This is a genomic window from Mycolicibacterium sp. TUM20985 (assembly GCF_030295745.1).
Lineage (GTDB): Bacteria > Actinomycetota > Actinomycetes > Mycobacteriales > Mycobacteriaceae > Mycobacterium.
The window spans coordinates 4,668,387-4,692,919 of the sequence record NZ_AP027291.1 but is presented as its reverse complement, the minus strand read 5'-3'; the positions used below and the strand labels follow the sequence as shown (position 1 = coordinate 4,692,919).

At 67.7% G+C, this 24,533-nt stretch carries 20 protein-coding genes; 7 read left to right on the top strand and 13 right to left on the bottom strand.

Annotated features, from left to right (window positions below; translation table 11 throughout):
* Positions 1–117: 117 nt before the first annotated feature.
* The 4 genes from guaB (at position 118) to guaA (ending at position 6,255) form a co-directional block, all read left to right on the top strand.
* On the top strand, positions 118–1,659 hold the full coding sequence (gene guaB, locus QUE68_RS22955; protein ID WP_286274521.1) for an IMP dehydrogenase: 1,542 nt from the start codon (positions 118–120) through the stop codon (positions 1,657–1,659).
* Between the two features lie 14 nt (positions 1,660–1,673).
* Positions 1,674–2,822 (top strand): GuaB3 family IMP dehydrogenase-related protein, encoded by a 1,149-nt coding sequence (locus QUE68_RS22950; protein ID WP_284235149.1) that lies wholly within the window; start codon positions 1,674–1,676, stop codon positions 2,820–2,822.
* Positions 2,823–2,914: 92 nt separating this feature from the next.
* The gene (locus tag QUE68_RS22945; protein WP_284228571.1) at positions 2,915–4,651 is read left to right on the top strand and encodes a GMC family oxidoreductase; all 1,737 of its coding nucleotides are present in this window, start codon (positions 2,915–2,917) and stop codon (positions 4,649–4,651) included.
* Between the two features lie 44 nt (positions 4,652–4,695).
* The gene (gene guaA, locus QUE68_RS22940; protein ID WP_284228570.1) at positions 4,696–6,255 is read left to right on the top strand and encodes a glutamine-hydrolyzing GMP synthase; all 1,560 of its coding nucleotides are present in this window, start codon (positions 4,696–4,698) and stop codon (positions 6,253–6,255) included.
* An 87-nt stretch (positions 6,256–6,342) separates the two neighbouring features.
* Here guaA and QUE68_RS22935 read toward each other — a convergent pair whose 3' ends face one another.
* From QUE68_RS22935 to QUE68_RS22900, 9 genes are all read right to left on the bottom strand, one after another.
* Complete coding sequence (locus QUE68_RS22935) at positions 6,343–7,251, bottom strand: MerR family transcriptional regulator (RefSeq protein WP_454786299.1); 909 nt, start codon at positions 7,249–7,251, stop codon at positions 6,343–6,345.
* A gap of 1 nt (position 7,252) precedes the next feature.
* Positions 7,253–8,746 carry a flavin-containing monooxygenase gene (locus QUE68_RS22930; RefSeq protein WP_284228569.1) on the bottom strand — a complete coding sequence of 498 codons (1,494 nt, stop codon included), beginning with the start codon at positions 8,744–8,746 and terminating at the stop codon, positions 7,253–7,255.
* 1 nt (position 8,747) lies between these two features.
* The gene (locus tag QUE68_RS22925) at positions 8,748–9,656 is read right to left on the bottom strand and encodes a ferritin-like domain-containing protein (protein WP_284231258.1); all 909 of its coding nucleotides are present in this window, start codon (positions 9,654–9,656) and stop codon (positions 8,748–8,750) included.
* Between the two features lie 33 nt (positions 9,657–9,689).
* Complete coding sequence (locus QUE68_RS22920) at positions 9,690–10,523, bottom strand: SDR family NAD(P)-dependent oxidoreductase (protein ID WP_284228568.1); 834 nt, start codon at positions 10,521–10,523, stop codon at positions 9,690–9,692.
* A complete protein-coding gene (locus QUE68_RS22915; protein WP_284231255.1) occupies positions 10,520–11,482 on the bottom strand; it encodes an alpha/beta hydrolase in 963 nt (320 codons plus the stop codon). The genes QUE68_RS22920 and QUE68_RS22915 overlap by 4 nt, the downstream gene beginning before the upstream one ends.
* 104 nt (positions 11,483–11,586) lie before the next feature.
* Complete coding sequence (locus tag QUE68_RS29570) at positions 11,587–12,306, bottom strand: hypothetical protein (protein WP_349816901.1); 720 nt, start codon at positions 12,304–12,306, stop codon at positions 11,587–11,589.
* Positions 12,303–13,532 carry a zinc ribbon domain-containing protein gene (locus tag QUE68_RS29565; protein ID WP_349816902.1) on the bottom strand — a complete coding sequence of 410 codons (1,230 nt, stop codon included), beginning with the start codon at positions 13,530–13,532 and terminating at the stop codon, positions 12,303–12,305. The genes QUE68_RS29570 and QUE68_RS29565 overlap by 4 nt, the downstream gene beginning before the upstream one ends.
* Complete coding sequence (locus QUE68_RS22905; protein ID WP_284235153.1) at positions 13,529–15,166, bottom strand: S53 family peptidase; 1,638 nt, start codon at positions 15,164–15,166, stop codon at positions 13,529–13,531. The genes QUE68_RS29565 and QUE68_RS22905 overlap by 4 nt, the downstream gene beginning before the upstream one ends.
* A 49-nt stretch (positions 15,167–15,215) precedes the next feature.
* Positions 15,216–15,464, bottom strand: a complete 249-nt coding sequence (locus QUE68_RS22900; RefSeq protein WP_284228567.1) for a hypothetical protein — start codon at positions 15,462–15,464, stop codon at positions 15,216–15,218.
* 315 nt (positions 15,465–15,779) lie between these two features.
* On the opposite strand from QUE68_RS22900, the gene QUE68_RS22895 reads away from it, so the two are divergent.
* Both QUE68_RS22895 and QUE68_RS22890 read left to right on the top strand, forming a co-directional pair.
* Complete coding sequence (locus QUE68_RS22895) at positions 15,780–16,487, top strand: hypothetical protein (RefSeq protein WP_454786483.1); 708 nt, start codon at positions 15,780–15,782, stop codon at positions 16,485–16,487.
* Between the two features lies 1 nt (position 16,488).
* A complete protein-coding gene (locus tag QUE68_RS22890) occupies positions 16,489–18,087 on the top strand; it encodes a DNA polymerase Y family protein (protein WP_286274520.1) in 1,599 nt (532 codons plus the stop codon).
* On the opposite strand, the gene QUE68_RS22885 is transcribed toward QUE68_RS22890, so the two are convergent.
* The 3 genes from QUE68_RS22885 to QUE68_RS22875 all read right to left on the bottom strand — a co-directional run bounded on the left by QUE68_RS22885 (position 18,078) and on the right by QUE68_RS22875 (position 22,819).
* Positions 18,078–19,592, bottom strand: coding sequence for an amino acid permease (locus tag QUE68_RS22885; protein WP_286274519.1), 1,515 nt, complete (start codon positions 19,590–19,592; stop codon positions 18,078–18,080). The two genes, QUE68_RS22890 and QUE68_RS22885, sit on opposite strands and share 10 nt — an antisense overlap.
* Positions 19,593–19,705: 113 nt before the next feature.
* Complete coding sequence (locus QUE68_RS22880; protein WP_286275916.1) at positions 19,706–20,695, bottom strand: nucleoside hydrolase; 990 nt, start codon at positions 20,693–20,695, stop codon at positions 19,706–19,708.
* A 108-nt stretch (positions 20,696–20,803) separates the two neighbouring features.
* Positions 20,804–22,819, bottom strand: coding sequence for an SDR family oxidoreductase (locus QUE68_RS22875; protein WP_286274518.1), 2,016 nt, complete (start codon positions 22,817–22,819; stop codon positions 20,804–20,806).
* 123 nt (positions 22,820–22,942) lie between these two features.
* Here QUE68_RS22875 and QUE68_RS22870 point away from each other — a divergent pair, with 123 nt between their 5' ends.
* Entirely contained in the window at positions 22,943–23,818 is an 876-nt protein-coding gene (locus QUE68_RS22870) for a MaoC family dehydratase (RefSeq protein WP_286274517.1), read from the top strand.
* On the opposite strand, the gene QUE68_RS22865 is transcribed toward QUE68_RS22870, so the two are convergent.
* Complete coding sequence (locus tag QUE68_RS22865) at positions 23,815–24,525, bottom strand: histidine phosphatase family protein (RefSeq protein WP_284228561.1); 711 nt, start codon at positions 24,523–24,525, stop codon at positions 23,815–23,817. The two genes, QUE68_RS22870 and QUE68_RS22865, sit on opposite strands and share 4 nt — an antisense overlap.
* Positions 24,526–24,533 lie beyond the last annotated feature (8 nt).

The following is a 24,533-nucleotide window of genomic DNA, read 5'->3' as shown; positions in this document are numbered from 1 at the left end:
CTGCGTCAAGGCATGTCGCGTGTTCCAACCACGTTGCCAATGGCGCGTGGAGCCAAGCGTCGCGCCCGATCCCGATAGGATGGTCCCGTAGTTCTGCGCCACCTGGAGGCCACACAAATGTCGATCGCTGAAAGCAGCCTGCCCCTCGCCGTTCCGGTGCCCACCGGCGGAGACGATCCCACCAAGATCGCGATGCTCGGACTCACCTTCGACGACGTCCTACTGCTCCCCGCGGCCTCCGACGTGGTGCCCGCGAATGCGAACACGTCCAGCCAGCTCACCAAGCGGATCCGGCTGCGGGTGCCGCTCGTCAGCTCGGCGATGGACACCGTCACCGAATCGCGGATGGCCATTGCGATGGCGAGGGCCGGCGGGATGGGCGTGCTGCACCGCAACCTGCCGGTGGCCGAGCAGGCCGGCCAGGTCGAGACGGTCAAGCGGTCCGAAGCCGGGATGGTCACCGACCCCGTGACGTGCTCGCCCGACAACACACTGGCCGAGGTCGACGCCTTGTGTGCGCGGTTCCGCATCTCGGGACTGCCCGTGGTCGACGTCACCGGGTCGCTGGTCGGCATCATCACCAACCGGGACATGCGCTTCGAGGTCGACATGAACAAGCCCGTCTCGGAGGTGATGACCAAGGCCCCGTTGATCACTGCCCAGGCGGGTGTGACGGCCGACGCGGCGCTGGGCCTGCTGCGGCGGCACAAGATCGAGAAGCTGCCGATCGTCGACGGTCACGGCAAGCTGACCGGGCTCATCACGGTCAAGGACTTCGTCAAGACCGAACAGTTCCCGTTGGCCACCAAGGACAGTGACGGCCGCCTGCTGGTCGGCGCCGCGGTCGGTGTCGGTGGCGACGCCAGGGAGCGGGCCATGACGTTGGTCGACGCCGGCGTCGACGTCGTGATCGTGGACACCGCGCACGCCCACAACCGTGGCGTCCTCGACATGGTGCACTGGGTCAAGACGATGGCCGGCAATCGCGTCGAGGTGGTCGGCGGCAACGTCGCTACCCGTGCTGCGGCCGCCGCACTGGTGGAGGCCGGCGCCGACGCGGTCAAGGTGGGCGTCGGCCCAGGATCCATCTGCACGACGCGGGTCGTCGCCGGAGTGGGTGCACCGCAGATCACCGCGATCCTCGAGGCCGTCGCCGCGTGCGCACCCCACGGCGTGCCCGTCATCGCCGACGGTGGTCTGCAGTATTCGGGCGATATCGCCAAGGCGTTGGCGGCGGGTGCGTCGACCGCGATGCTCGGCTCGCTCCTTGCAGGCACCGCCGAGGCACCGGGTGACCTGATCTTCGTCAACGGCAAGCAGTTCAAGAGTTATCGCGGGATGGGATCGCTGGGCGCCATGCAGGGTCGCGGTGAGAAGAAGAGCTACTCCAAGGACCGCTACTTCCAGGACGACGTGCTGAGCGAGGACAAGCTGGTGCCCGAGGGCATCGAGGGCCGGGTACCGTTCCGCGGGCCGCTGTCGACCGTGATCCACCAGCTGACCGGAGGTCTGCGGGCAGCGATGGGGTACACCGGTTCGCCCACCATCGAGCATCTTCAGCAGGCGCAGTTCGTGCAAATCACCGCGGCGGGTCTCAAGGAGAGCCACCCGCACGACATCACGATGACGACTGAAGCCCCCAACTACTACGCACGCTAGGGACGCGACAAAACATGCGTGACATGGTCGAGATCGGCATGGGCAGAACCGCCCGCCGCACCTACGAACTCCGTGACATCAACATCGTTCCGTCGCGGCGCACCCGGTCATCACAGGACGTCTCGACGGCATGGCAGCTCGACGCCTACCGCTTCGAGGTTCCGGTGGTCGCGCACCCCACCGATGCCCTGGTGTCGGTGGAGTTCGCGATCGAGTTGGGTCGCCTCGGCGGCCTCGGGGTGCTCAACGGCGAGGGCCTGATAGGCAGACACGCCGACGTCGAGTCGAAGATCGCCCAAGTGGTCGAGGCGGCTGCCAAGGAGTCCGATCCATCGGCTGCGATCCGGCTGCTGCAGCAGTTCCACGCGGAGCCGCTGAATCCAGATCTGTTGGGCAGCGCGGTCGCTCGCATCCGAGACGCGGGTGTCACCACCGCGGTGCGGGTCAGCCCTCAAAACGCGCAGGCTCTCACGCCTGCGCTGGTGGCTGCCGGGCTCGACCTCCTCGTCATCCAGGGCACCATCATCTCCGCGGAGCGCGTCGCCCAGGACCGCGACGGCTCCGGCGAGCCGCTGAACCTCAAGACGTTCATCTCCGAACTCGACGTGCCGGTGGTGGCGGGCGGCGTGCTCGACCACCGCACGGCCCTGCACCTGATGCGAACCGGAGCGGCGGGTGTGATCGTCGGGTACGGCTCCACCGCCGGGGTCACCACCAGCGACGAGGTGCTCGGCATCAGCGTGCCGATGGCCACCGCGATCGCCGACGCGGCGGCCGCGCGCCGTGAGTACCTCGACGAGACGGGCGGCCGCTACGTCCACGTGCTGGCCGACGGTGACATCCACACTTCCGGTGAGCTCGCCAAGGCCATCGCCTGCGGTGCCGACGCCGTCGTGTTGGGAACGCCGCTGGCCTCGGCGGCCGAGGCGCTCGGCGACGGTTGGTTCTGGCCGTCGGCGGCCGCGCACCCGTCGCTGCCGCGCGGTGCTCTGCTGCAGGTGGCGCTCGGTGAGCGCCCGGCGCTGGATCAGGTGCTCAATGGACCGTCCGACGATCCGTTCGGTTCGCTGAACCTCGTCGGAGGGCTGCGCCGCTCGATGGCCAAGGCCGGCTACTGCGACCTCAAGGAATTTCAGAAAGTCGGCCTGACCGTCGGCCGCTGAGCCGTCGCAAAGGTGCTGCTCAAGGCCATGCACTTTACAAGTTAGGGTCGACTGTCTAGCACGTTACCCGTCGGTAAGTTCATAATGTCCACATGGATCCCGACTACGACGTCCTGATCATCGGCTCCGGTTTCGGCGGCAGCGTCAGCGCACTGCGGCTCACCGAGAAGGGCTACCGCGTCGGTGTGCTGGAGGCCGGCCGCCGGTTCGAGGACGAGGACATGGCGAAGACGTCGTGGAACCTCCGCAAGTTCCTCTGGATGCCGCGGCTCGGCATGTACGGCATCCAGCGCATCCATCTGCTGCGCAACTGCATGATCCTGGCCGGTGCCGGCGTCGGTGGTGGCTCGCTGAACTACGCGAACACCCTGTACGTGCCGCCGGAGCCGTTCTTCGCCGACAAGCAGTGGTCGCACATCACGGACTGGCGCGCCGAGTTGATGCCGCACTACGACCAGGCCACCCGGATGCTCGGCGTCGTCACCAACCCGACGTTCACCGACGCCGACCGCATCCTCAAGGAGGTGGCCGACGACATGGGCGTCGGCGACACCTTCGTGCCCACGCCGGTCGGCGTGTTCTTTGGTCCGGACGGCCAGAAGACGCCCGGCAAGACCGTGCCCGACCCGTACTTCGGAGGCGTCGGACCTGCGCGGACCGGTTGCATCGAATGCGGATCCTGCATGACCGGCTGCCGCTACGGCGCCAAGAACACCCTGCTGAAGAACTACCTGGGCCTGGCGGAAACCGCTGGCGCAGACGTCATTCCGATGACGACGGTGACCAGTTTCGAGCCGCGGCCCGGTGGCGGCTGGGATGTGCACACGGCCCGCACCGGGCGCTGGCTGCGCAAGAAGAAGCGGACGTTCACCGCGTCGCACGTGATCGTGGCGGCGGGCACATGGGGTACGCAGCAACTGCTGTTCAAGATGCGCGACACCGGCCGGCTGCCGCAGCTGTCGAACCAGCTCGGCGTGCTCACCCGGACCAACTCCGAGTCGATCGTCGGGGCCGGTCGGCTGCGGGTGCGCGACGATCTCGACCTGACCCACGGCGTGGCGATCACGTCCTCGATCCATCCCACCGCAGACACCCACATCGAACCGTGCCGCTACGGCAAGGGGTCCAACGCCATGGGGCTGCTGCAGACCCTCATGACCGACGGGGTGCTGCCCGACGGGACCGGCGTGCCGCGCTGGAAGCAGCTCGTCCAGTCCGCGCAGTCCGACCCCAGGGGCACGATGCGACTGCTCAACCCGCGGCGGTGGAGTGAGCGCACGATGATCGCGCTGGTGATGCAGCACCTCGACAACTCGATCACCACGTACACCAAGAAGAGCAAGCTGGGGTTCCGTCGACTGGTCAGCAAGCAGGGCCACGGCGAACCCAATCCGACGTGGATCCCGGCGGGCAATGAGGTCACTCGCCGGATCGCCAAGAAGATCGACGGCGTCGCGGGCGGCACCTGGGGTGAGCTGTTCAACATCCCACTGACCGCCCACTTCCTCGGCGGCGCGACGATCGGCGATACGGCGGAGCACGGCGTCATCGACCCGTACCACCGCGTCCACCACTATCCGACCCTGTCGGTGGTGGACGGGGCCGCGATCTCGGCGAACATGGGCGTCAACCCGTCGCTGAGCATCACGGCGCAGGCCGAGCGGGCCGCATCGCTGTGGCCCAACAAGGGTGAGGTGGACCAGCGGCCCGCTCAGGGGCAGCCGTACCAGCGGCTGGCGCCGATTCCGCCTCAGCACCCCGTGGTGCCGGCCGACGCGCCCGCGGCACTGCGCCGGCTCCCGATCGAACCGGTCCGCTCGATCGGCTGAGGCCGGAGGGCAGGTCCGGCGGCGTCCGCCACTAGACTGCAGCAGTGGAAACGGCATCACCCCGGCCCGTGTTGGTCGTCGACTTCGGCGCGCAGTACGCGCAGCTCATCGCCCGTCGCGTCCGGGAGGCGCGGGTTTACTCGGAGGTCATCCCGCACACCGCGACGGTCGATGAGATCAAGGCCAAGGACCCGGCGGCCATCGTGTTGTCCGGCGGTCCGGCCAGCGTGTACGCCGAGGGGGCACCGCAACTCGATCCGGCGCTCTTCGACCTCGACGTGCCCGTGTTCGGCATCTGCTACGGATTCCAGGCGATGGCGCAGGCGCTCGGCGGTACCGTCGCGCACACCGGCACCAGCGAGTACGGCCGGACGGACCTGAAAGTCGATGGCGGCGAACTGCATTCGGATCTGCCCGCGAATCAACCGGTGTGGATGAGCCACGGCGACGCGGTGACCGCGGCCCCCGAGGGTTTCTCGGTCGTCGCGACCAGTGCCGGTGCTCCGGTGGCGGCCTTCGAGAATCGTGACCGCAGGCTCGCGGGCGTTCAGTACCACCCCGAGGTCCTGCACTCACCGCACGGCCAGCAGGTGCTCAGCCGGTTCCTGCACGAGTTCGCCGGGATTGGCGCCACCTGGACGCCGGCCAACATCGCCGACGCGCTGATCGAACAGGTGCGCGCGCAGATCGGTGACGGACGGGCCCTCTGCGGGCTGTCGGGCGGGGTCGACTCCGCGGTCGCTGCCGCGTTGGTGCAACGCGCCATCGGCGACCGGTTGACATGCGTCTTCGTCGACCACGGGCTGCTGCGGGCCGGGGAGCGCGGCCAGGTGCAGCGCGACTTCGTTGCGGCCACCGGCGCCAAACTGGTCACCGTCGACGCCGAAGAGCGTTTCCTGCAAGCCCTTTCGGGGGTCACCAACCCCGAGGGAAAGCGCAAGATCATCGGGCGCGAGTTCATCCGCGCGTTCGAGGGCGCGGTGCGCGAGGTGGCCGGTGAGCACGGGTCCGACGTGGACTTCCTGGTGCAGGGCACCCTCTACCCCGACGTCGTCGAGTCCGGCGGGGGCACGGGCGCGGCGAACATCAAGAGCCATCACAACGTCGGTGGGCTGCCCGACGACCTGAAGTTCAAGCTGGTCGAGCCGTTACGCCTGCTCTTCAAGGACGAGGTCCGCGCGGTCGGCCGCGAATTGGGGTTGCCCGAGGAAATCGTTGGGCGCCAACCCTTCCCGGGTCCGGGCCTCGGCATCCGCATCGTCGGCGAGGTTACCGCGGCGCGGCTGGACACGCTGCGGCGCGCTGACTCCATCGCGCGTGAGGAACTCACCAGCGCGGGTCTGGACAACCAGATCTGGCAGTGCCCCGTCGTGCTGCTCGCCGACGTCCGTTCGGTGGGCGTCCAGGGCGACGGTCGCACCTACGGTCACCCGATCGTCCTGCGGCCGGTATCCAGCGAGGATGCGATGACCGCGGACTGGACCCGGGTGCCCTACGAGGTGCTCGAGCGGATCTCGACCCGGATCACCAACGAGGTGTCCGAGGTGAACCGGGTGGTGCTCGACGTGACCAGCAAGCCGCCCGGAACCATCGAGTGGGAATGACCCCCTCCCCGCTCCCCCTTCCCCGTGAGCAGACGTAAAGGGCCCTGATTTGGGCCGCACGAGGGCCCTTTGCGTCTGCTCGCGAGGTCAGGCTTGGTCTTCGGCCGCCTTCTCGATGAACTCGCCGAGGATCTGACTGACCACCGACTCGATGGTCGACTCGATCGAGAACGCCAGCGTGGCCGATACCGCCGCCACGGCTTGCGTGCGAAACCGCACCAGCATGGTGATCAGCTCGGCGACCTCGGTGTCTGGCGGCAGGGCGGCGCCGGGCTGGATCCGGGTGAGGACGTGGTCGACGCCCGCGCGCACCAGGATGCCGCTGATCTCGTCGATGAGTGGTGCGGTCTGCTCGTGGAGGTCGATGAGCTTGTCGAGGCTGACGCCGTACTGCCGGATCTCGTTGAACGCCTCGATGAGCTTGGGCCGCACGATCGTCGCCTCGTCACCGTCGACGGTGACCACGCCGAGGCCGACCAGCCGTTCGAAACCGGCGTCGTCGTCGATGAGTTGCTTGGCGTCCGCGACCGACATCCGGTCCGGTTTCTCCGTGGCCCAACTGCCCGCGATCGCCGATTCCAGCCCAAGCATGTCGCCAAGGTTCTTGCCCTGTTCCCACGCGCTGAGCATTTCGTGGACGTGAGCGATGTTGTAGCCACGGTCCAGCATCGACGTGATCAGCCGCAGCCGGGTCAGGTGCGTGTCGTTGAACAGCGCGATGCGGCCGACCCGTAGCGGTGGATGCAGCAAGCCGCGGTCCCGGTAGACGCGGATGTTGCGGATGGTGGTGCCGGCCAGTCGCGCGAGCTCCTCGATCCGGTATTCGCCGGAGGCTTCCACGCCATGGGGTTGGACGGCAGCGTCGAAGAGCTGGGACACCGCGTTCTCGATGACGTCGCGTGAACCCCGCCGGATCTGCCTCGGCGCGCGACGGAGCCCGTTCAGGATCGTCGATATCGCGCCTGCCTGTTGCCGCGGCTGCTTGGCGGGCGGCACGTCAGGCCGACGACGTCATACCGGCGACTGCGGGCGCGTGGCGGGCCACGGCGTCATAGTCTCCGAACCGGAAGTCGCGCATCTGTCGAAGATACTGTGTCGCGAAGCCCGGGTACATCGAGGCATTGAAACCGTCGGCGGTGAGGTACCAACTGTTGCAGCCGCTCATCCACGTGGTCTTGGTCAGCCGCTTCTGCAGCTGCTCGTTATGGCGCCCTTGCACCTCGGCTCGGACGTCGAGGTAGCGGAGGTCGCTGCGCAGGATCGTCGTGATGCCGGACACGGCGTAGTCGATCTGGCCCTCCACGAACACCAGCAGCGAGTTGTGACCCGGTCCCGAGTTGGGTCCCGTCATGAAGAACAGGTTGGGGTACCCGCTGGCGTTGATGCTCTTGTAAGCCTGTGCGCCGCCGGTCCATTCGTCGGCGAGTGATCTGCCGCCGAGCCCGGTGACCGAATACGGGGGACCGGTCAGGTGGACGTCGTATCCGGTGGCGAACACGATGGCATCGAGATGGTGCTCGACACCGTCGCTGGTGCGGATGCCGACGGGGCTCATCGTCGCGATGGGCCAGTCGATCAGCTTGCAATTGTCGCGCTGCAGCGCCGGGTAGTAGTCACTGGACACCAGCAGCCGCTTGCAGCCCGGCGTGAAGTCCGGCGTCAGCTGCCTGCGCAACCAGGGATCCTTCACCTGTCGCTTCAGATGCGCCTTGCCGACCCGGGCGACGACGTTGCTCAGCGGTGAGTTCCACACCAGGGCCGTCGCGCTTGCCTCGTGTCCCCAGAACAGCGCCTGACGGGCTAGCCGCTGCGCTGCAGGCACTTTCGCGAATAGTTCCTGTGCCCGACCGGGGGTGGCCACGTCGAGCCGCGGTATCACCCAACCTGGCGTGCGCTGGAAGACCTTGACGAACGCAGCCTCTTCGACCAGCTTGGGCACGATCTGCACGGCGCTGGCACCGGTGCCGATCACGGCGACCCGCTTGCCGGCGAAGTCGTAGCCGTGATCCCAGCGGGCACTGTGGATCTTGTGACCCTCGTAGGTGTCGATCCCGCGAATGTCGGGGAACACGTGATCGGGCAGCGGTCCCGACGCCAACACGATGGTGCGTGCGCGGTACCGCTCGCGGCCGCTGGTGGAAACGTTCCAGACCCCCTCGGCCTCGTCGAAGGCCAGACCGTCGACCTCGACGCCGAACCGGATGCGGCGCCGCAGGTCGAAGCGGTCGACCATGTCCTCGATGTGCTGGTGGATCTCCGCGGCGGGGGAGTAGGCGCGCGACCAGGTGGGGTTGGCGACGAAGGAGAACGAGTACAGCAGTGACGGAATGTCGCATGCCGCACCGGGATACGTGGCATCACGCCAGGTGCCGCCCACGCGGTCGTCGCGTTCGACGATGACGATGTCCTCGACCCCGGCCTGGGTCAGCTTGATGGCCGCGCCGATGCCGGTGAAGCCGGTGCCGACGATCAGGGTGTCGTAGACGTGCACGTCAGGCCGCCGGTTCGTGGGTGAGTTCCTTGAACCAGGTGGGGATGGGGCTCAGGAGCGCGTCGGGGTAGCGGTCGGACAGCCGGACCATCGTGTTGGCCAGGAGGTGGTACGGATGGTTGGGGTTGATCACCATCTTGGAGTGGAACTTCAGGAGCTGATACGTCGGCACCCGGCGGGTGAACTCGGCGCGCTCGCCCAGCTGCTTGAAACGCTTCATCGCGTTGTAGAGCCGTTCTGGCTCGAGCCCCATCCCGACGATGTTGTTGCGCATCCGGTTGAGCAGCGGCGCATACATCAGGGCGCCGATGATGACTCCCGGTGACGCGACGTTGCCGATGAACTGAATGGCCAACCGGCGCGGGGTCGCGTTCCCGATCATGTTGAGGACGTCGAAGTCGACGGCGATGTGGCGTGATTCGTCGTTGTTGATCTTCTCGAAGACCTGATGGCAGACGGGGTCGTGGACCTCTTCGAGCAGGAACTTGAGCAGCGCACCGTCGAGGGCAACCTCCAGCATGGGGATGACGGTGCCCAGAATCGACAGGGACATGTCGTCGGAGTACTTGTCCAGCCATTGGATGGCCAGCCGGATGTTGATGTTCGGTTCCGGCATCTCGCCGTCGGAGAGCATTCCCCACCGCTTCATCAGCGCCAGTTCGGCATTGGCGTGGCGCTGTTCCTCGGCGTGGAAGTAGCGGTAGATCTCGGCGAGTGTCGGCGTCGGCGCCTTCTTGGCCAGCGCGGCGAAGCCCCTGGCGCCCACGTTCTCAATCCAGCAGAGATCGGCCATGAACGCCTTGAGCTTGGGCCGGAACTCATCGCTGATCGTCTCGGCACCGGGTGCATCCCAGTCGATGTCGGCCAGTGCCCACTGGCGGTCCTTGATCTTCGCGAGCATGACGTCCATGTCGATGCCTCGTGTGGTGGCCACGGCTACCTCCTACTGGGTGACGCGATTGGTCAGGCCGGCGGCACGGGTGTAGACCGTCGGGGTCAAACGTTTGACAGCCCAGCCAATTCTGGCGTCGGGCTGCGGCATGCAGTACAGGCCGCCTCGGTCGTTGGTGTCCAGGCAGGTGCGGGCGACCCGCTCCGGGGAGAATCCGGTCCAGCGCATCAGCCGGTCGGCCAACTGTGTCGATCTCGCCGAGATGCGGCCCGCCTCAACGATGTTGGTCTTGACGAAGGTGGGACACAGCACGGTCACGTTGATGCCGGTACCGGATAGTTCGGCGGCTAGCGTCTCGGACAGCGAGAGCACCCCCGCCTTGCTGACGTTGTAGGCCGCCATCCCCGGCGCGGCCCCGAAGGCGGCGGCCGACGCGACGTTGATGATCCCGCCCGGCCGGCCCGCGTTGCGCATGATCGGCGTGAACACCTGGCAGCCGTTGATCGGCCCCCACAGGTTGATGCCGAGGACCCAGCTCCAGTCGTCGAGCTCGATCTCCCCGATGGGTGCGCCGCCGGCACCGACGCCCGCGTTGTTGATCATCAACGTGGGCGGACCGTCGAGCCAGGTCTGCGCTTCCTTGGCCAGCTGTCGTACGTCGTCGATCTGGGAGACGTCGCAACGGACCGAGGTGGCCTGACCGCCGGCGGCCACGATGGCATCGGCGGTGGCGCGCGAGGACACCTCGTCGACGTCGCTGCACACGACCCGGCCGCCGCGACCGGCCAGTTCAGTGGCGAAGGCCGCGCCGATGCCGCTGCCCGCGCCGGTGATGACCGCGGCCGCGCCGTGACTGCGCTTGGGTGATGATCCCAACAGGCTCATCCCGCCCGCCGAATTTCTTTGGTCTGCAACGACTCCGCGATGAATGCGGCCACCCGCCGCATGGCGGGCACGGCATCGGGTGCGAGTCGCGGCAACGCCTGGAAGACGTGCACCTGGTCGGGCCAGACCTGCAGCTCGCAGTCCCCGCCGGCCGTCGTGACGTCGGCGGCCAGCCTCCTGGCATCGCCGACGAGCATCTCGCCGCCGCCGGCCTGGATGAGTGTCGGCGGCAGCCGGCGGCCGCCTGCGACGTCGAGGGTGAGCCTGGGGTGCGTGAGATCGGTTCCTGCACAATATAATCCGACCAGTCTGGCAGCGTCGGTGGCGCGGATCGCGGGGTCGCGGCGCAACTCCTCGCGGACGCGTGCCAGCCCGAACGTCAGGTCGATCAAGGGGGAGAACAGCGCCAGTCCGGCCGGGTGGTCGACGTCGGACTGCAACAATAGGTCGACGGCGAGATGTCCGCCCGCCGAGTCGCCCGCCACGACGATGCTGTCTGGGGCGTAACCCTTCTCGCGGCACAGCCAGTCCCAGCCCGAGCGGACGTCCACGGCGGCGGTGGGGAATCGGTAGCGCGGCGCAAGTCGGTAGTCAACGCAGAACACCGGCAGACCGGTGAGCCGTGACAGCCACGCGGTCAGCCGACGGTGAGTGCGCGGTGAGCACAGGGCGAATCCACTGCCGTGCAAGAAGTAGATGCATTGCCCGGCGTGCTCGACCCCGGCGCCACGCACCCATTCGCCGACGACCCGTCCGCCGTCGCGGACGCGGACGTCGACCTTCTCGACCTCGGTGCCCGCGAGAGAGGGGCCGAAGGAATCCATGATCCGCGCGACGATCCGTCGCGACGTCCACAACCCCCACGCCCGTTCGGGTGGCAGTACCGCGCTGATCTGTCGCAGGGTCAGGCCGCTGAGCGCGGCGGCGCCGCGCGATCGTCGCGATCCTCTGACGGGCATCGGGTCGGTCGTCACAGCTGGAGTACAGCAGCGATTGGTGACATTTGTCAATGTCACCATTCAAGTGGACCCTAGTCAGCTCGCACGCGAATCGAACGGCGCCGTCAGCGCACCGGGTCGCCCCGCCAGCTGAAGCTGTTGACGTATTTGCCCATGTCCAGGGCGAGTTGCAGGTTGGCCGCCGATGGTTTGCCCGAACCGAAGTCCGGCCCGAACGCGTGGTACGGGCCGACCGCACCGGCCACCAGTGCGAGGTCGTTCTTCACGGCCACCATCACGACCACCCGCATCCGGGTGTAGCTCGCATTGGATCCCTGTGGCCAGCAGTCGGCGGCCAGCCCGTAGCCCGGTTGATACCCGACCATGGCGTTGGGGATCTCGTACGCCATCTTGTTGTCGGGGAAGGTCTTCTTGACGAGCTGTTTGGTGATCTGTTCGGGTGTGCGTCCCTGGGCCGGCTCGCTGAACAGTCGCATGGTGCCGCGGTCGCCCACCAACAGGTCCGCCGTGACGCCGCGGTCGTTGGAGGTGACGGCGTATGCCGATCCCTCGGCGGGGTAGGCGACCGAGAACGTCCCGTCGGGAGCGGTGAAGCGCGGGTTGATGGTGACGGGTTGGCCCATCGGCGGCCGCCCGCAGTCGGGCGGGCAGACGTACTTCGCAGCCGGCTTCTCGATGGCGCCGGACAGCGCGACCAAGCCGGCGGCGACGAGGCCGATGGCGGCCACCCATACGACGAGCAGCCGTCGGCGCGAGGTCGTGGGAAGCGAAGGCGCAGTGTAGGTTCCGGCTTGCGTCGAGTAGCCGGGAAGGACCGTCGTCACGGCGCGTCCGTCCCCGGCTCGGGCCCCGTGTCGACGCGCACCGGCCGGGTTTCCCGCCGAGCACTGCGCGACGACCGTGACGACGCCCGGGTGGCCGCCCCGCAGGCGGCGCAGAACGCCATGTCCGGCACGACGTGATTGCAGTGCGGGCACAGCAGCGGCTCATCGGAGAGGATCTCGTCGTGCGCCTCGTACAGCAGTGCGAGGTGCAGACCGACGCGCAGGGCGAGCACGGCGACGGCGGCCACGGCGAGATGGATCGTCAACTGCAGCAGCTGTGGGAACCGCGCCACGTCGATCAATCCCAGCAGCGCGTACATCGTCATGACGACCAGCGCGAAGACCGTGAGGGCGAGGCGCACGTAATTGCGGTGCTGTTCCTTCTTGTTCGCCGGTCTGGTGAACCACAATGCCGTGCCGATGAGGCCACCCACCGCGGTCGCCGTCAGCGGCACCGCGATGCCGCGGATACCCGCCTCGACCAGCAGGCCGCTCATCGGTCTGGACTTGGCGATCATGCCGCCGGCGAACTGCGGAGCCAGCCGTGTCATTTGCGCTGCCGCCGTGAACATCAACGCACCGAGCGCTCCGATGGCGAAGCCGTCCAGGGATTCTCGCTGCCCCGACCGGAACAACCGCACGACCACCGCGGGGGTGAGCATCAACAGCATGCCGGCGATGGGAATGCCCAAGCCGTCGCGAAGTATTCGTGATCCGGCGATGCCCGCGCCCAGCCCTACGTCATAGGCCTGGGCCACCACCGCCCCGGTCAGGAGCACCCATCCGACACCTAGGCCGATGCCGAGTCCGGCCGCCGCCACCAGCGTGCCGGTGGGAACGTCGTCGTAGACGTCGGACTCCTGCAGATAGATGAGGAACAGCAGGGGCAGGCCAAGGGCGGCGACGGTGATCAGTGCCGCGGGCAGGCGGAACAAGGTGGCGGCGATCAGGGCGACGAGGATCACGCCGAGGCCGAGCAGGAACGGCATGCGTGAACTCGGTGACAGATGAGGGAAGAGCGAGCTGACGATGTTCGGTCTCAGCAGGTGTTCACCGGGTGATGCGCTGTACGCCTTGAGACGCAGCCACCACGGGCCCGACGTGCCGTGGTCCTTGAGGGGGATGCCGCAGAGGCCGCAGAATTCACCTTCCGGCACTTCCGTCTGACAGACCCGGCACTCGACCATTCCCGGTGTCGGGCCGTCCGTTTCCGGTGGGGTAGTCATTGCGCGATCCTCTGGAAGGTAAGCAGGTTGCGGGCGAGGTTGTCGACGTCCGGTGTGCCTAGACCGCTGACCAGGTCATAACCCGGTCCCGCGGTGTCGACGGCGTTCCCGCCGAGGGTGACGTCGCGGAACGCGGGAAGCGGTGCGCCCTCCGCGATGCGGTACAGCAGGGGGTTGATGTCGCCGATCGGACCGCCACCGTTGGCGGTCAGGAACTGTGTCATCACTGCGGCCAGGCCCGCCCAGATGGGCGCCGATTGCGAGGTCCCGCCACCAACCACGTTGTCGCCGTTGAGCACTATCTTCACCCCGGTGAACGGGTCGGCGACGGCGGAGATGTCGGGGGTCAGTCTATTGCCCGTATTGCGTTCAGCGGGAACCTGTTCGACCGCCACGTCCTGCCATGGCGGCAGTTCGAACAGTGTCGACACCCCGCCGCCGGTGCCCTGCGAGAGCGGGACGTCGAACCAGGCCTGCTCGGCCAACCACTTGCCCTGGGAATCGGTGGACAGGGTGGTGCCACCGACACTGGTCATCTCGGGAAGGGAGGCAATGGAATCCAGCCCCACGTCGGCCGGCCCAGGTGGGGAGTCCCAGTCGTCACCACCCTTGCACTCCAGCCCGGCGAGATCACCGCTGGCGTTGAAGGCCGTGGTGCCATGGGTGTGGGCGGTCGCGAGCGCAGAGCGAACCGGGGCCAAATCCGCTGCGGTGAGCAGCTTGTCGCAACCCCAGCCGATCGACAGGCTCCAGATCGCGCCGGGGAACCGCCGATCGGTGTCCTCCATCATCTGGCCGATCTTCTGGAAGGCGCCGTCGCCCTCGACGGTCGGACGGGCGTTGACGACGACCTTCCTGGCATCGGGTGCAATCGCATGGGCGACTTCGAGATCCATCGTGGTCTCGCCATAGGGTTCGGGCAGCTCGTCGCCGACGACGGTCGGAGTGAACTTGGGAAGCCCGTTCAGCTCGGCGAACGTGTCGAGATCGGATTGGCCGAAACCGTTGAAGGCGAAGATGACGATCGTGGTGCCCTTGCCGGTGAAACCGGTGCGCGCCAAGCCCGCTGCGTTGTAGGTGTTGAGGAGCGCGGTGGGGGTCAGCCCACGATCGGGCACGTCCAACGGCAGGATGTCCGGGCGCGATTCGTGATGCGGTGTGTAACTGAGGATTCGGCCCAGTTGATCGACCTCGTCACGCAGTGGCGGGGGCACCTCCGGCTGCTGCGGTGAGGCGTAGAACTCCTGACCGCGCTGGCCGCGGTAGTCGTGAACCTCGACGCGGAAGGCGTCCGCCACGTGGTCGGGCGCGCCCTCGACCACGGCCCAGCCGTCGCTGGCCCGCCATTGCACGGACAGACCGTGCCGATCCGCCCAGCCGATCAACTCATCTGGGCGACGGTGGTCGTTCAGCATGGCGGTCAACTGGACGTGATCGCCGCGCGCCGGACCGAGATCGGTCGAGGCGGCCAACAACGAGGCGAAGGGACCATCGATGAGGTTGGGCGTTCCGGCGCTCGGTGTGGTCCGCAGATCCGAGGCGAGCGCCAGAACACCGACCAGGATGACCGGCAACAACCACGGCCAGACGCTGATGCGCCTGGCCGGTGGTGATGTCACAGTGGGTGACGGCATGGTGTCGTTCTGAAACGGTCCCGCGGAGAACTGACGAGACCGCGTGATGTCAGTTGTCGCCGGGAATGGCGGTCGGGGCGGGGGGCGCCTTGACCGGAGGGGTGAAGAGGTTGCCGCCCGTCGGGTTGATCGACTTCTCGGTGGGCGTCACCGAAGGTGCGGTGGTGGTCGTGGTGGTCGACGTTTCGGGAGCCTTCTCCGAACCGCCGCCGCACGCAGCGGTCAGCCCGACCATCGCGACGATGGCGGCGCCTCCCGCGTAGGCCCCGATACGGCGAGCCAGACGATGTGACCTCATGATGTGTTCCTTACTCAATCCCCGAATTGTCAACACATGATCTTCGGCGAACCGCCAGGCGATTCCGCACGGTCCTTAGTTGGACGCGCGCACCAGTCCCATCCCGAAGCGGGTTCCGGCCACCGAACTCTAACGTATGCCGGGGTGCCCGTCCGGGCATTTCTCTGGAGGCGTATACCACCCTCCGGTCTGCACCGCCTCGACCCCCTGATCCGCTTGACCGTGTCGGAGGGTGAGTGTTTACTCGTCGTATCGAACATACTTTCGAATACGGGGATCGGTGCGGGAGAGTCGGATGATGCGAGAGGTGCTGTTGTGACAGCGGTGATGCGTGTTGCTCAACCCTCGCTAAATCGCGCTGAACAGGTAGAACACCTGCGGCGCAAGATGGCCGAGGTCAGTGGGAGGTTGTCGGGGCCAGCGGGTTCGACGCGACGCGGAGCCATGCCGTCACCTGCCTCGCTGCCGGCCTCTGAAACTTTGCTGCCGATACCGGAATCATTGTCCGACCTCCTGCCCCAGTCGTTGCCCCGCGGCACGGTCGCGGTGTTGTCGGGAGCCCGGTCGCTGCCCTTGCAACTGGTGGCGGCGGTGACGGCGGCAGGTGGGCATGCGGCCATCGTGGGCCAGCCCGATGTGGGGCTGCTCGCCGCCGTCGAGATGGGTGCCGACCTCAGCCGGCTCGCGGTGATCCCCGACCCCGGTGCCGATCCGGTGGAGGTGGCCGCGGTGTTGATGGACGGGCTGGATCTGGTGGTGCTCGGCCTTGGCGGTCGATCGGTGACACCGACCAGGGCGCGTGCGGTGACGGCGAGGGCCCGCCAGAAGGGGTGCACCCTCCTGGTCACCGACGGGGATTGGCACGGGGCATCGGCTCGACTGGAGTCGAGGGTCTGCGGTTATGAGGTGACCGGGGGCGGTTCCGGTGCGCCCACGCCGGGGTGCGGACGCATCAGCCGGGTGCGGTTGGCCACCAGGGCCTCTGGTCGGGTAGGCGGCCATGCTCGGGTAGTGGGCGGATGACATGCCCGGCCGGGTGCTGGCCATTTGGTGCATGGACTGGCCCGCGGTGGCGGCGGCGGCCGCGGCGGGTCTGCCTGCGACCGACCCGGTAGCGGTCACCCTGGCCAATCGCGTCGTCGCGTGTTCGGCGTCGGCGCGCTCGGCCGGAGTGCGAAGAGGGTTGCGCCGCAGGGAGGCTCAGGCTCGCTGTCCTCAGATCCACGTCGCCGCCGCAGATCCCGGCCGCGATGCCCGTCACTTCGAAGGCGTGACGGCGGCGGTGGACGAGGTCGTTCCGCGGGCGGAGGTGCTGCGGCCGGGCCTGCTGGTGTTGTCAGTGCGTGGGGCGGCGCGCTACTTCGGGTCGGAGCAGGCCGCCTCGGAGCGGCTCGTCGATGCGGTCGCCGCGGCCGGAGCGGAGTGCCAGGTCGGCATCGCCGATCAGTTGTCCACCGCAGTGTTCGCCGCCCGTGCCGGCTGCATCGTCGATCCCGGTGCGGATGCGTCCTTCCTGGCCGGCCTGTCGATCCGGCAACTCGCCACCGAACCGAGCCTGGCGGCACCCGGTCGCGATGACTTGGCTGATCTGTTGTGGCGCATGGGAATTCGCAGCATAGGTCAGTTCGCGGCACTATCGCGCACCGACGTGGCGTCCCGCTTCGGCGCCGACGCGATCACCGCTCACCGGTTCGCTCGCGGGGAGCCCACGCGCGGACCGTCGGGACTAGATGCGCCCCAGGACCTCGATGCCGTCATGGACTGCGATCCGCCGGTGGATCGAGTGGATGCCGCTGCGTTCGCCGGGCGGTCGCTGGCCGGTGAGCTGCATCGCAGCCTGGAGGCGGCGGGGGTCGGCTGCACCCGGTTGGCGATCCATGCGATCACGGCCAACGGTGAGGAGATGCAACGGGTCTGGCGGTGTGCCGAACCGTTGACCGAGGACGCCACGGCCGACCGGGTGCGCTGGCAGCTCGACGGGTGGCTGAACCAGCGTCGTCCGGGCCGGCCCGCCGGACTCAGTGGCCCGATCACCACCTTGCGCCTGCATCCGGTGGAGGTGGTCTCGGCGTCGGCGTTGCAGCTGCCGCTCTGGGGTTCCTCCGGTGATGACGACCGACTGCGAGCCCGTCGGGCCCTGGTGCGGGTTCAGGGACTGCTTGGGCCGGACTCGGTTCGGGTGCCGGTGCTCAGCGGCGGCCGTGGGCCCGCCGAACGCATCACCCTCACACCGTTGGGTGACGAACCGGTGCCACGGGCCGACCCCGGTCAGCCGTGGCCCGGGCAGCTCCCCGAACCGGCACCGACCGTGCTGCTCGACGATCCGGTCGAACTGCTCGACTCCGATGGCAACCCCGTGCGGGTGACGGGCCGGGGGATGTTCTCCGCCGACCCGGTGCGTCTCACCGGAGACGGTAGGTCGGGCAGGTTGAGATGGTGGGCCGGGCCGTGGCCCGTCGACGAGAGGTGGTGGGACCCTGGGACATCGGGTAAGGGGTCGGGGCGAACGGCGCGGGTGCAGGTGCTGATCGAGGTGCCGGGTGGTCGAGGTGACGTCACCGATCGGGCGATGCTGCTGTGCTATCGGCAGCGGCAGTGGTTCCTCGAGGGGGTCTACGAATGATCGGCTGAACGCGCAGGCTGGTTGTCACCGTCGGCCGCGGAGCTGCGGGCGTACTCCGGGTCGGTCGCGAGCCGGCTGCTGCGGCGGCCATGGACGAAGTAGACCACGACGCCCAGAGCCATCCACATCAAGAACCGAAGCCAGGTGGCGGCGGGCAGGTTCAGCATCAGGTACACCGCCGCGAGCACCGCGAGCACGGGCACCACCGGAACCCAGGGGCAGCGGAAGGCCCGCTTCAGATCGGGCCGGGTGCGGCGCAGCACCAGCACGCCGATGGCCACCAGGACGAAGGCGAACAGTGTGCCGATGTTCACCAGTTCGGCCAGTGCGGTCAAGGGGACGAACGTCGAGACCAAGGCGACGACTACGCCGGTCACGATCGTGGTGCGGATAGGCGTGCCGAAGCGGGGGTTGACCTTCGCGAAGGCCGGAGGCAGCAGTCGATCTCGGCTCATCGCGAAGAACACCCGACTCTGGCCCAGCATCAGCACCAGGATGACCGTCGTCAGGCCGACGATGGCACCGATCGAGATCACCGTCGCGTAGGCGGGGTGTCCGACCGAACGGAAGGCTTCCGCCAGGGGAGCGTCGACCTTGATGTCGGTGTACTTCACCATCCCGGTCACCACCAGCGACACCGCGACGTAGAGCACGGTGCAAATGCCCAGCGAGCCGAAGATGCCGATCGGCATGTCGCGCTGCGGGTTCTTGGTCTCCTCCGCCGCGGTCGCGACGATGTCGAAGCCGATGTAGGCGAAGAACACCAGGGCCGCGCCGGTGAAGATGCCGCTGATGCCGAACGCGCCGGGTGACATGCCCAGGTCCTGCAGCAGCGACGGAGTGGCCTCACCGCCCGAGGCGGCCGGCGAACCCGACGGTGGGATGAACGGCGAGTAGTTGCTCATCTTGATGAAGAACATGCCCGCGATAATGACCAGCAGGACGATGGCGACCTTGATGACGACGAACACCGCGTTCACCTGCGAGGAGACCTTGATTCCAAAGCAAAGTACCGCGGTGATGATCAGCACGACGGCGGCGGCGATCAGATTGTGCCCCTCGCCGTAGGCCCAGCCCGGGATCTCGATTCCGGCGCCCGACACGAGATCGACGAAGTAACCCGACCACCCCACGGCCACGGTGCTGGCCCCCAACGCCAGTTCCAGAATCAGATCCCAGCCGATGATCCACGCGGTCAGCTCACCCAGGCTGGCGTAGGAGAACGTGTACGCCGACCCCGCCACCGGCACGGTGCTGGCGAACTCCGCGTAGCAGAGCGCAGCCAAGGCGCAGGCGATACCGGAGAACACGAAGGACAGGGCGATCGCGGGCCCGGCCTTCTCGCCGGCTGCTTCACCCGTTAGGACGAAGATGCCGGTGCCCAGGATGACGCCAACGCCGAAGACGACGAGCTGCACCGGACCCAGCTCCTTGCGCAGCTGATGTTCGGACTCCTCGGTGTCGGCAATCGACTGTTCTACGCTCTTCGTCCGGGTGAGGTTCATGGTTCCATCCCTTGGCCGTGGCTTGACGTCGTCGATTACCGAAGGCGCATCGAGCGGTATGCCCACCCGCTACGCGTCGAAACGCCCGATTTGACGGAAGTGCAGACGAGCCCTCAGCCGAGCGAGGCGGCGAAGGGACCCACTCGCGAGATGAACCGGTTGAAGAACGCCTCGGCGTCGACCTCGATGCCGATGAGTGCGTTGGCATGTCGGCCCCAGTGGCCCCGCCAGTCGGCCACCGTCATTCCGCGGGTGAGGGTGCCGGTCAGCTCGACGTCGATCGTCGCCCGTCGATATGCGACCAGTTCCGGGTCAAGGGCCACGGCGGCGGCGAGCGGATCGTGCAGATGGGCGAGATAGCCCTCGCCTTGGTCGAAGTGGAACTCGAAGTAGAAGCGCATCGCATCCTCGAGCACGCGGATCAGCGGATTGGACGCCGCCGATCTCGTACCGCGGTCATCGAGAACGCTCATCGGGGTGGTGGCCGACCCGGCGGCTGCCGACAGTCGGCTGAGGATGGCGGGAGTCATGGCGATGTGCTCGGTCAGGTTGAGCCCCAACACGATTGGAATGTGCGTCGGTACGTCGAGTCCCCACGCCGCGCTCCACACGGTGAAGACCTCCGAGCCCGCCTCGGGATCGACGCTGATGTCCCATTCCGCGACGGGGGTGGTGTTGCCGCGGTAGTCGAAGGCGCCGCCCATGATGACCAGCCGTCGCAAGAGCCTCGGCAGGCTCGGTTCGATGCGCATGGCCAGCGCCAGGTTGGTCAGCGGTCCGGTGACCAGGCCGACCAGTTCGCCGGGATGATCCCGTGCCGCCCGAACCCAGGCCGTCGCCGCGTCGTACTCAGTGAGACGTCCGACCCCGTCGGGCAGCCGCGCGTAGCCGAGGCCTTCCGGGCCGTGGGTGTCCTCCGCAGTGCGCAAGGGTGTCGCCAACGGCCGCTCCGCACCCCGCGACACCGGGATGTCGCTCACTCCACAAAGGGCGAGTAACCCGAGGTTGTTGACGCAGACCTGGTCGACGGGGACGTTGCCCGCCGTGGACGCGATGCCGACGATATCGGCGTCGGCGCTACCCAGCAGATAGGCCAGTGCCATCGCATCGTCGACACCGGTGTCGACGTCCGCGAAGACGGGGAGCCGTACCGTCCGGCCGTCACCGCTGCCTTGGAGCCCCGTCACCTCGCCAACGATAGGACCGGCCCGTTACCAGTGCACACCGGGCATCAGGCGGACCGCCCACTTGACGGGTCCCGGTGCGCGGAGCCTCCCGCCGACGGCGCGGGCTGGTCGCTGGGGTCGACGGGGCGGCTCGCGGTCCGACGGTTCGGCCGAACGTGGCGTCACGCCCCTGGCGGCTGCCGAATCCGGGTAGCCGAGGTAGAGCTGGTGCAGGATGCGCCGTGACAGTCGCGGGGCGAAGTAGTGGCCGGCGTCGGCCAACGTGCCGACCGGGGTATCGATCCGCGCCGGTTTGTCCACCAGCCCACGCACCACCATCGCCGCCGCGTGGTCCGCGGTGATCGCGGGCATCGGGTTGAGCTTGCGCGACGGCGCGATCATCGGGGTGTGCACCAACGGCATGTGGATGCTGGTGAACGTGATGTGCTCCGAGAGCGTCTCGCTGCCAACCACTTCGGCGAATGCGTCCAGCGCCGCCTTGCTGGGGATGTACGCGCTGTACTGCGGGTTGCTGGCTTGCACGCCCGCGCTCGACACGTTGACCACGTGGCCGAAGCGGCGCTCGCGCCAATGGGGCAGCAGGGCGAGCACCATCCGCACCGAACCGAAGTAGTTGACCGCCATGACGCGTTCGTAGTCGTGCAGCCGGTCGGTGGACGCCGACACCGACCGCCGGATCGAACGGCCCGCGTTGTTCACCAGATAGTCGACATGGCCGAACTGACCGAGGATGTCCTTCACGGTGTGGTCGACGGAGGCCGAATCGGTGACGTCACAGGTGAATGCGTAAGCGTCGCCTCCGGATTCACGGATTTCGGTGATGAGGTCGTCGAGTGCCTCCGCATTGCGCGCCAGGGCGAAGACGCGTCCGCCCCGTTCGGCCACGGCGATCGCCGAGGCCCGGCCGATGCCACTCGAGGCGCCGGTGATGATGACGTGCCTGCCGACCAACGGGCCGGCAGCATCGTCGCGGCGCGCCCGGTCGGGGTCGAGGTGCTCGGCCCAGTACCTCCACAGCCGGGGTGCGTAGGAGGCGAACTCGGGCACGCGAATCCCGATGCTGCGCAACGCCTCCGTCGCGTTGTTCGAGGTGAACGTCGGGGCCAGGTCTACGACGTCGAGGATCTCCGGGGGGATGCCGAGTTGGGTGGCCGCGATGTTGCGCAGGATCTTGGCCCGCCCCGATGCCTTGAGGAACGGGGTGGCGAACGAACTCGGCAGTGAGCCAAGGAGTTCGGGCAGGCCGGCCTCCTTCGCCACGCCCCGGTAGATGTGTGTGAGGCCAATCGCCTTCGGTGCGGTGAGGTGAAACGTCTGCCCGTCGCGGTCGGGAGCGTGCATCAGTGAGATCAGCGCATCCACGACGAAGTCCACCGGGACCACGTTGGTGCGGCCGGTGTCGGGCAGCATCATCGGGGTGAAGCTCGGCAGCGCGGCCAGCTTCGCCAGGAGTCCGAAGAAGTAGTAGGGGCCGTCGATCTTGTCCATCTCGCCGGTGCGGGAGTCGCCGACCACGACAGCAGGCCGGTACACCCGGTAGCGCAGCCCCGGGGCGGAGCGCACCAGCATCTCGGCCTCGAACTTGGTCTGGTGATACGGCGTCGGCAGGTCCTGGGCGACGTCGAAGTCCGCCTCGGTGTACTCACCATCGAACGTGCCGGCCACCGCGATCGACGACACGTGGTGAAGCGTGGCATCCACCCGCACGGCGAGGTCGATGACCGCCGTCGTGCCGTCGACGTTGGCGGCGCGCTGAGCGGCCTCGTCCGCGGTGACGTCGTAGACCGCTCCGCAGTGCACCACGTGATCGACGGCGCCCAGCTCGGTCAGCACCTCCTCGGTGAGCCCCAGATTCGGCGCGGTGAGATCGCCGACCAGCGGCTTCGCGCGTGCGCCCCACTGTTCGGCGAGACGTTCGAAGCGGGTGAGCGACCCGCGGCGCACCAGGACCCAGACCTCGGAACCCTCGTCGCGGGACAGGATCGAGGACACGATTCGGCGGCCAATGAACCCGGTACCGCCGGTAACGACATAGCGCATGCGAGTCATGGTCACCCCTCGTATGGCATGCGTCAACAACGTGTGACCTGATCGCGATGACATGTGGCTGGGCGGCTATCGTCCGACACGAACCGCCGAGCCGACGCCTTCGAGGGAGAACCCATGCCCATCAACCCAGACGCCATCGGTGCCACGACCGCGCCGCAGCCGTTCGAATGGACCGAGCGCGACACCCTGTTGTACGCCCTCGGCGTGGGTGCCGGCACCAAGGACCTGGCCTTCACCACCGAGAACAGTCACGACATCGCCCAGCAGGTGCTGCCGACATACGCCGTCATCGCCTGCCCGGCCTGGGGTGCCGCCGCCGAGGTGGGGTCATTCAACTGGGCGATGCTCCTGCACGGCAGCCAGCAGATTCGGCTGCACGCGCCGTTGCCGCCGTCGGGCAAGCTGAACGTGTCCTCAGAGGTCGTCGACGTCCAGGACAAGGGCGAGGGCAAGGGCAAGAACGCCATCCTGGTGCTCAAGGGCACCGGCACCGACCCGGAGACCGGGCAGGTGATCGCGGAGTCCGTGTCGACCGCCGTCATCCGCGGTGAAGGTGGCTTCGGCGGCCAACCCGGGGAGCGCCCCGTCGCCCCCGCGATTCCGGACCGTGAACCCGACGCCAAGGTCGCGCTGCCGACCACCGAGGATCAGCCGCTCATCTATCGACTGTCCGGCGACCGCAACCCGTTGCACAGCGATCCCTGGTTCGCGCAGAACCTCGCCGGTTTCCCCAAGCCGATCCTGCACGGGCTCTGCACCTACGGGGTGGCCGGCCGGGTGTTGGTCGCCGAGCTCGGCGGCAACGACGCCACCAAGATCACCGCCGTCGGTGCTCGCTTCACGTCGCCGGTGTTCCCCGGCGAGACGCTGACGACGTCGGTCTGGCGCACTGAGCCGGGGCATGCGGTGTTCCGCACCGAGGCCGCGGGCATCGACGGGTCGAACGCCCGCGTCGTGCTAGACGACGGTACCGCGGAGTTCACGGACTAGACGCGGACTCCGTTCCAATCGACGAGAGTCCATCCCGCACTAGGACTTCCGCGGACGACGACGTAGCCGGTGTTGTTCAACGGTTTGGTTTCCAACAGGGTGGGATCGGCGTTGTTGGTGTTCATCAGCGTCCATAGGGCGATCGCGGCGCCGTGCGAGAACGCGACCGGGTCGCGGTCGCCCGTCGCGTAGATCGCGGCGACGGCGTCGTCGAACCTGGTGTCGAACTCGTTGCCATCGATCGACCCGGGGATGCGGGCAGTGCGGTCCCCTCGTGCCCACTGCTTGAGCACGGCGTAGAACGCCACGCCGGCGATCTCGGGCTGGCCCTCGTAGACGCCCGCCTCGATCTCCCGTAGCCCGGGCAGCACGTCGACGGGTTCGTCGAGTTCCTCGGCGAGGAACTCCGCGGTCTGCTGGGTGCGCACCATCGTCGAGGCGAAGACGCCGTCGAAACCGTCGTCGGCGAAGTCGGCGGGAACCCGGTGCGCCTGGTCCCAACCGAGTTCAGTGAGACCCGGACCCGGTATCGACGTGTCGATGAATCCAGAGACGTTCCCCGCCGACTGGGCATGACGAATGAACGTCAACGTGATCTGGTCGTCCGGTGCGGCCCCAGCGTGGGAAGCAACGGACGTTGCGACGATCCCCGTCGACACGACGACTGCCGCGATCCGTCGTAGCGCGCCGTTTCGCCCTTGGGTCATGATGGCCA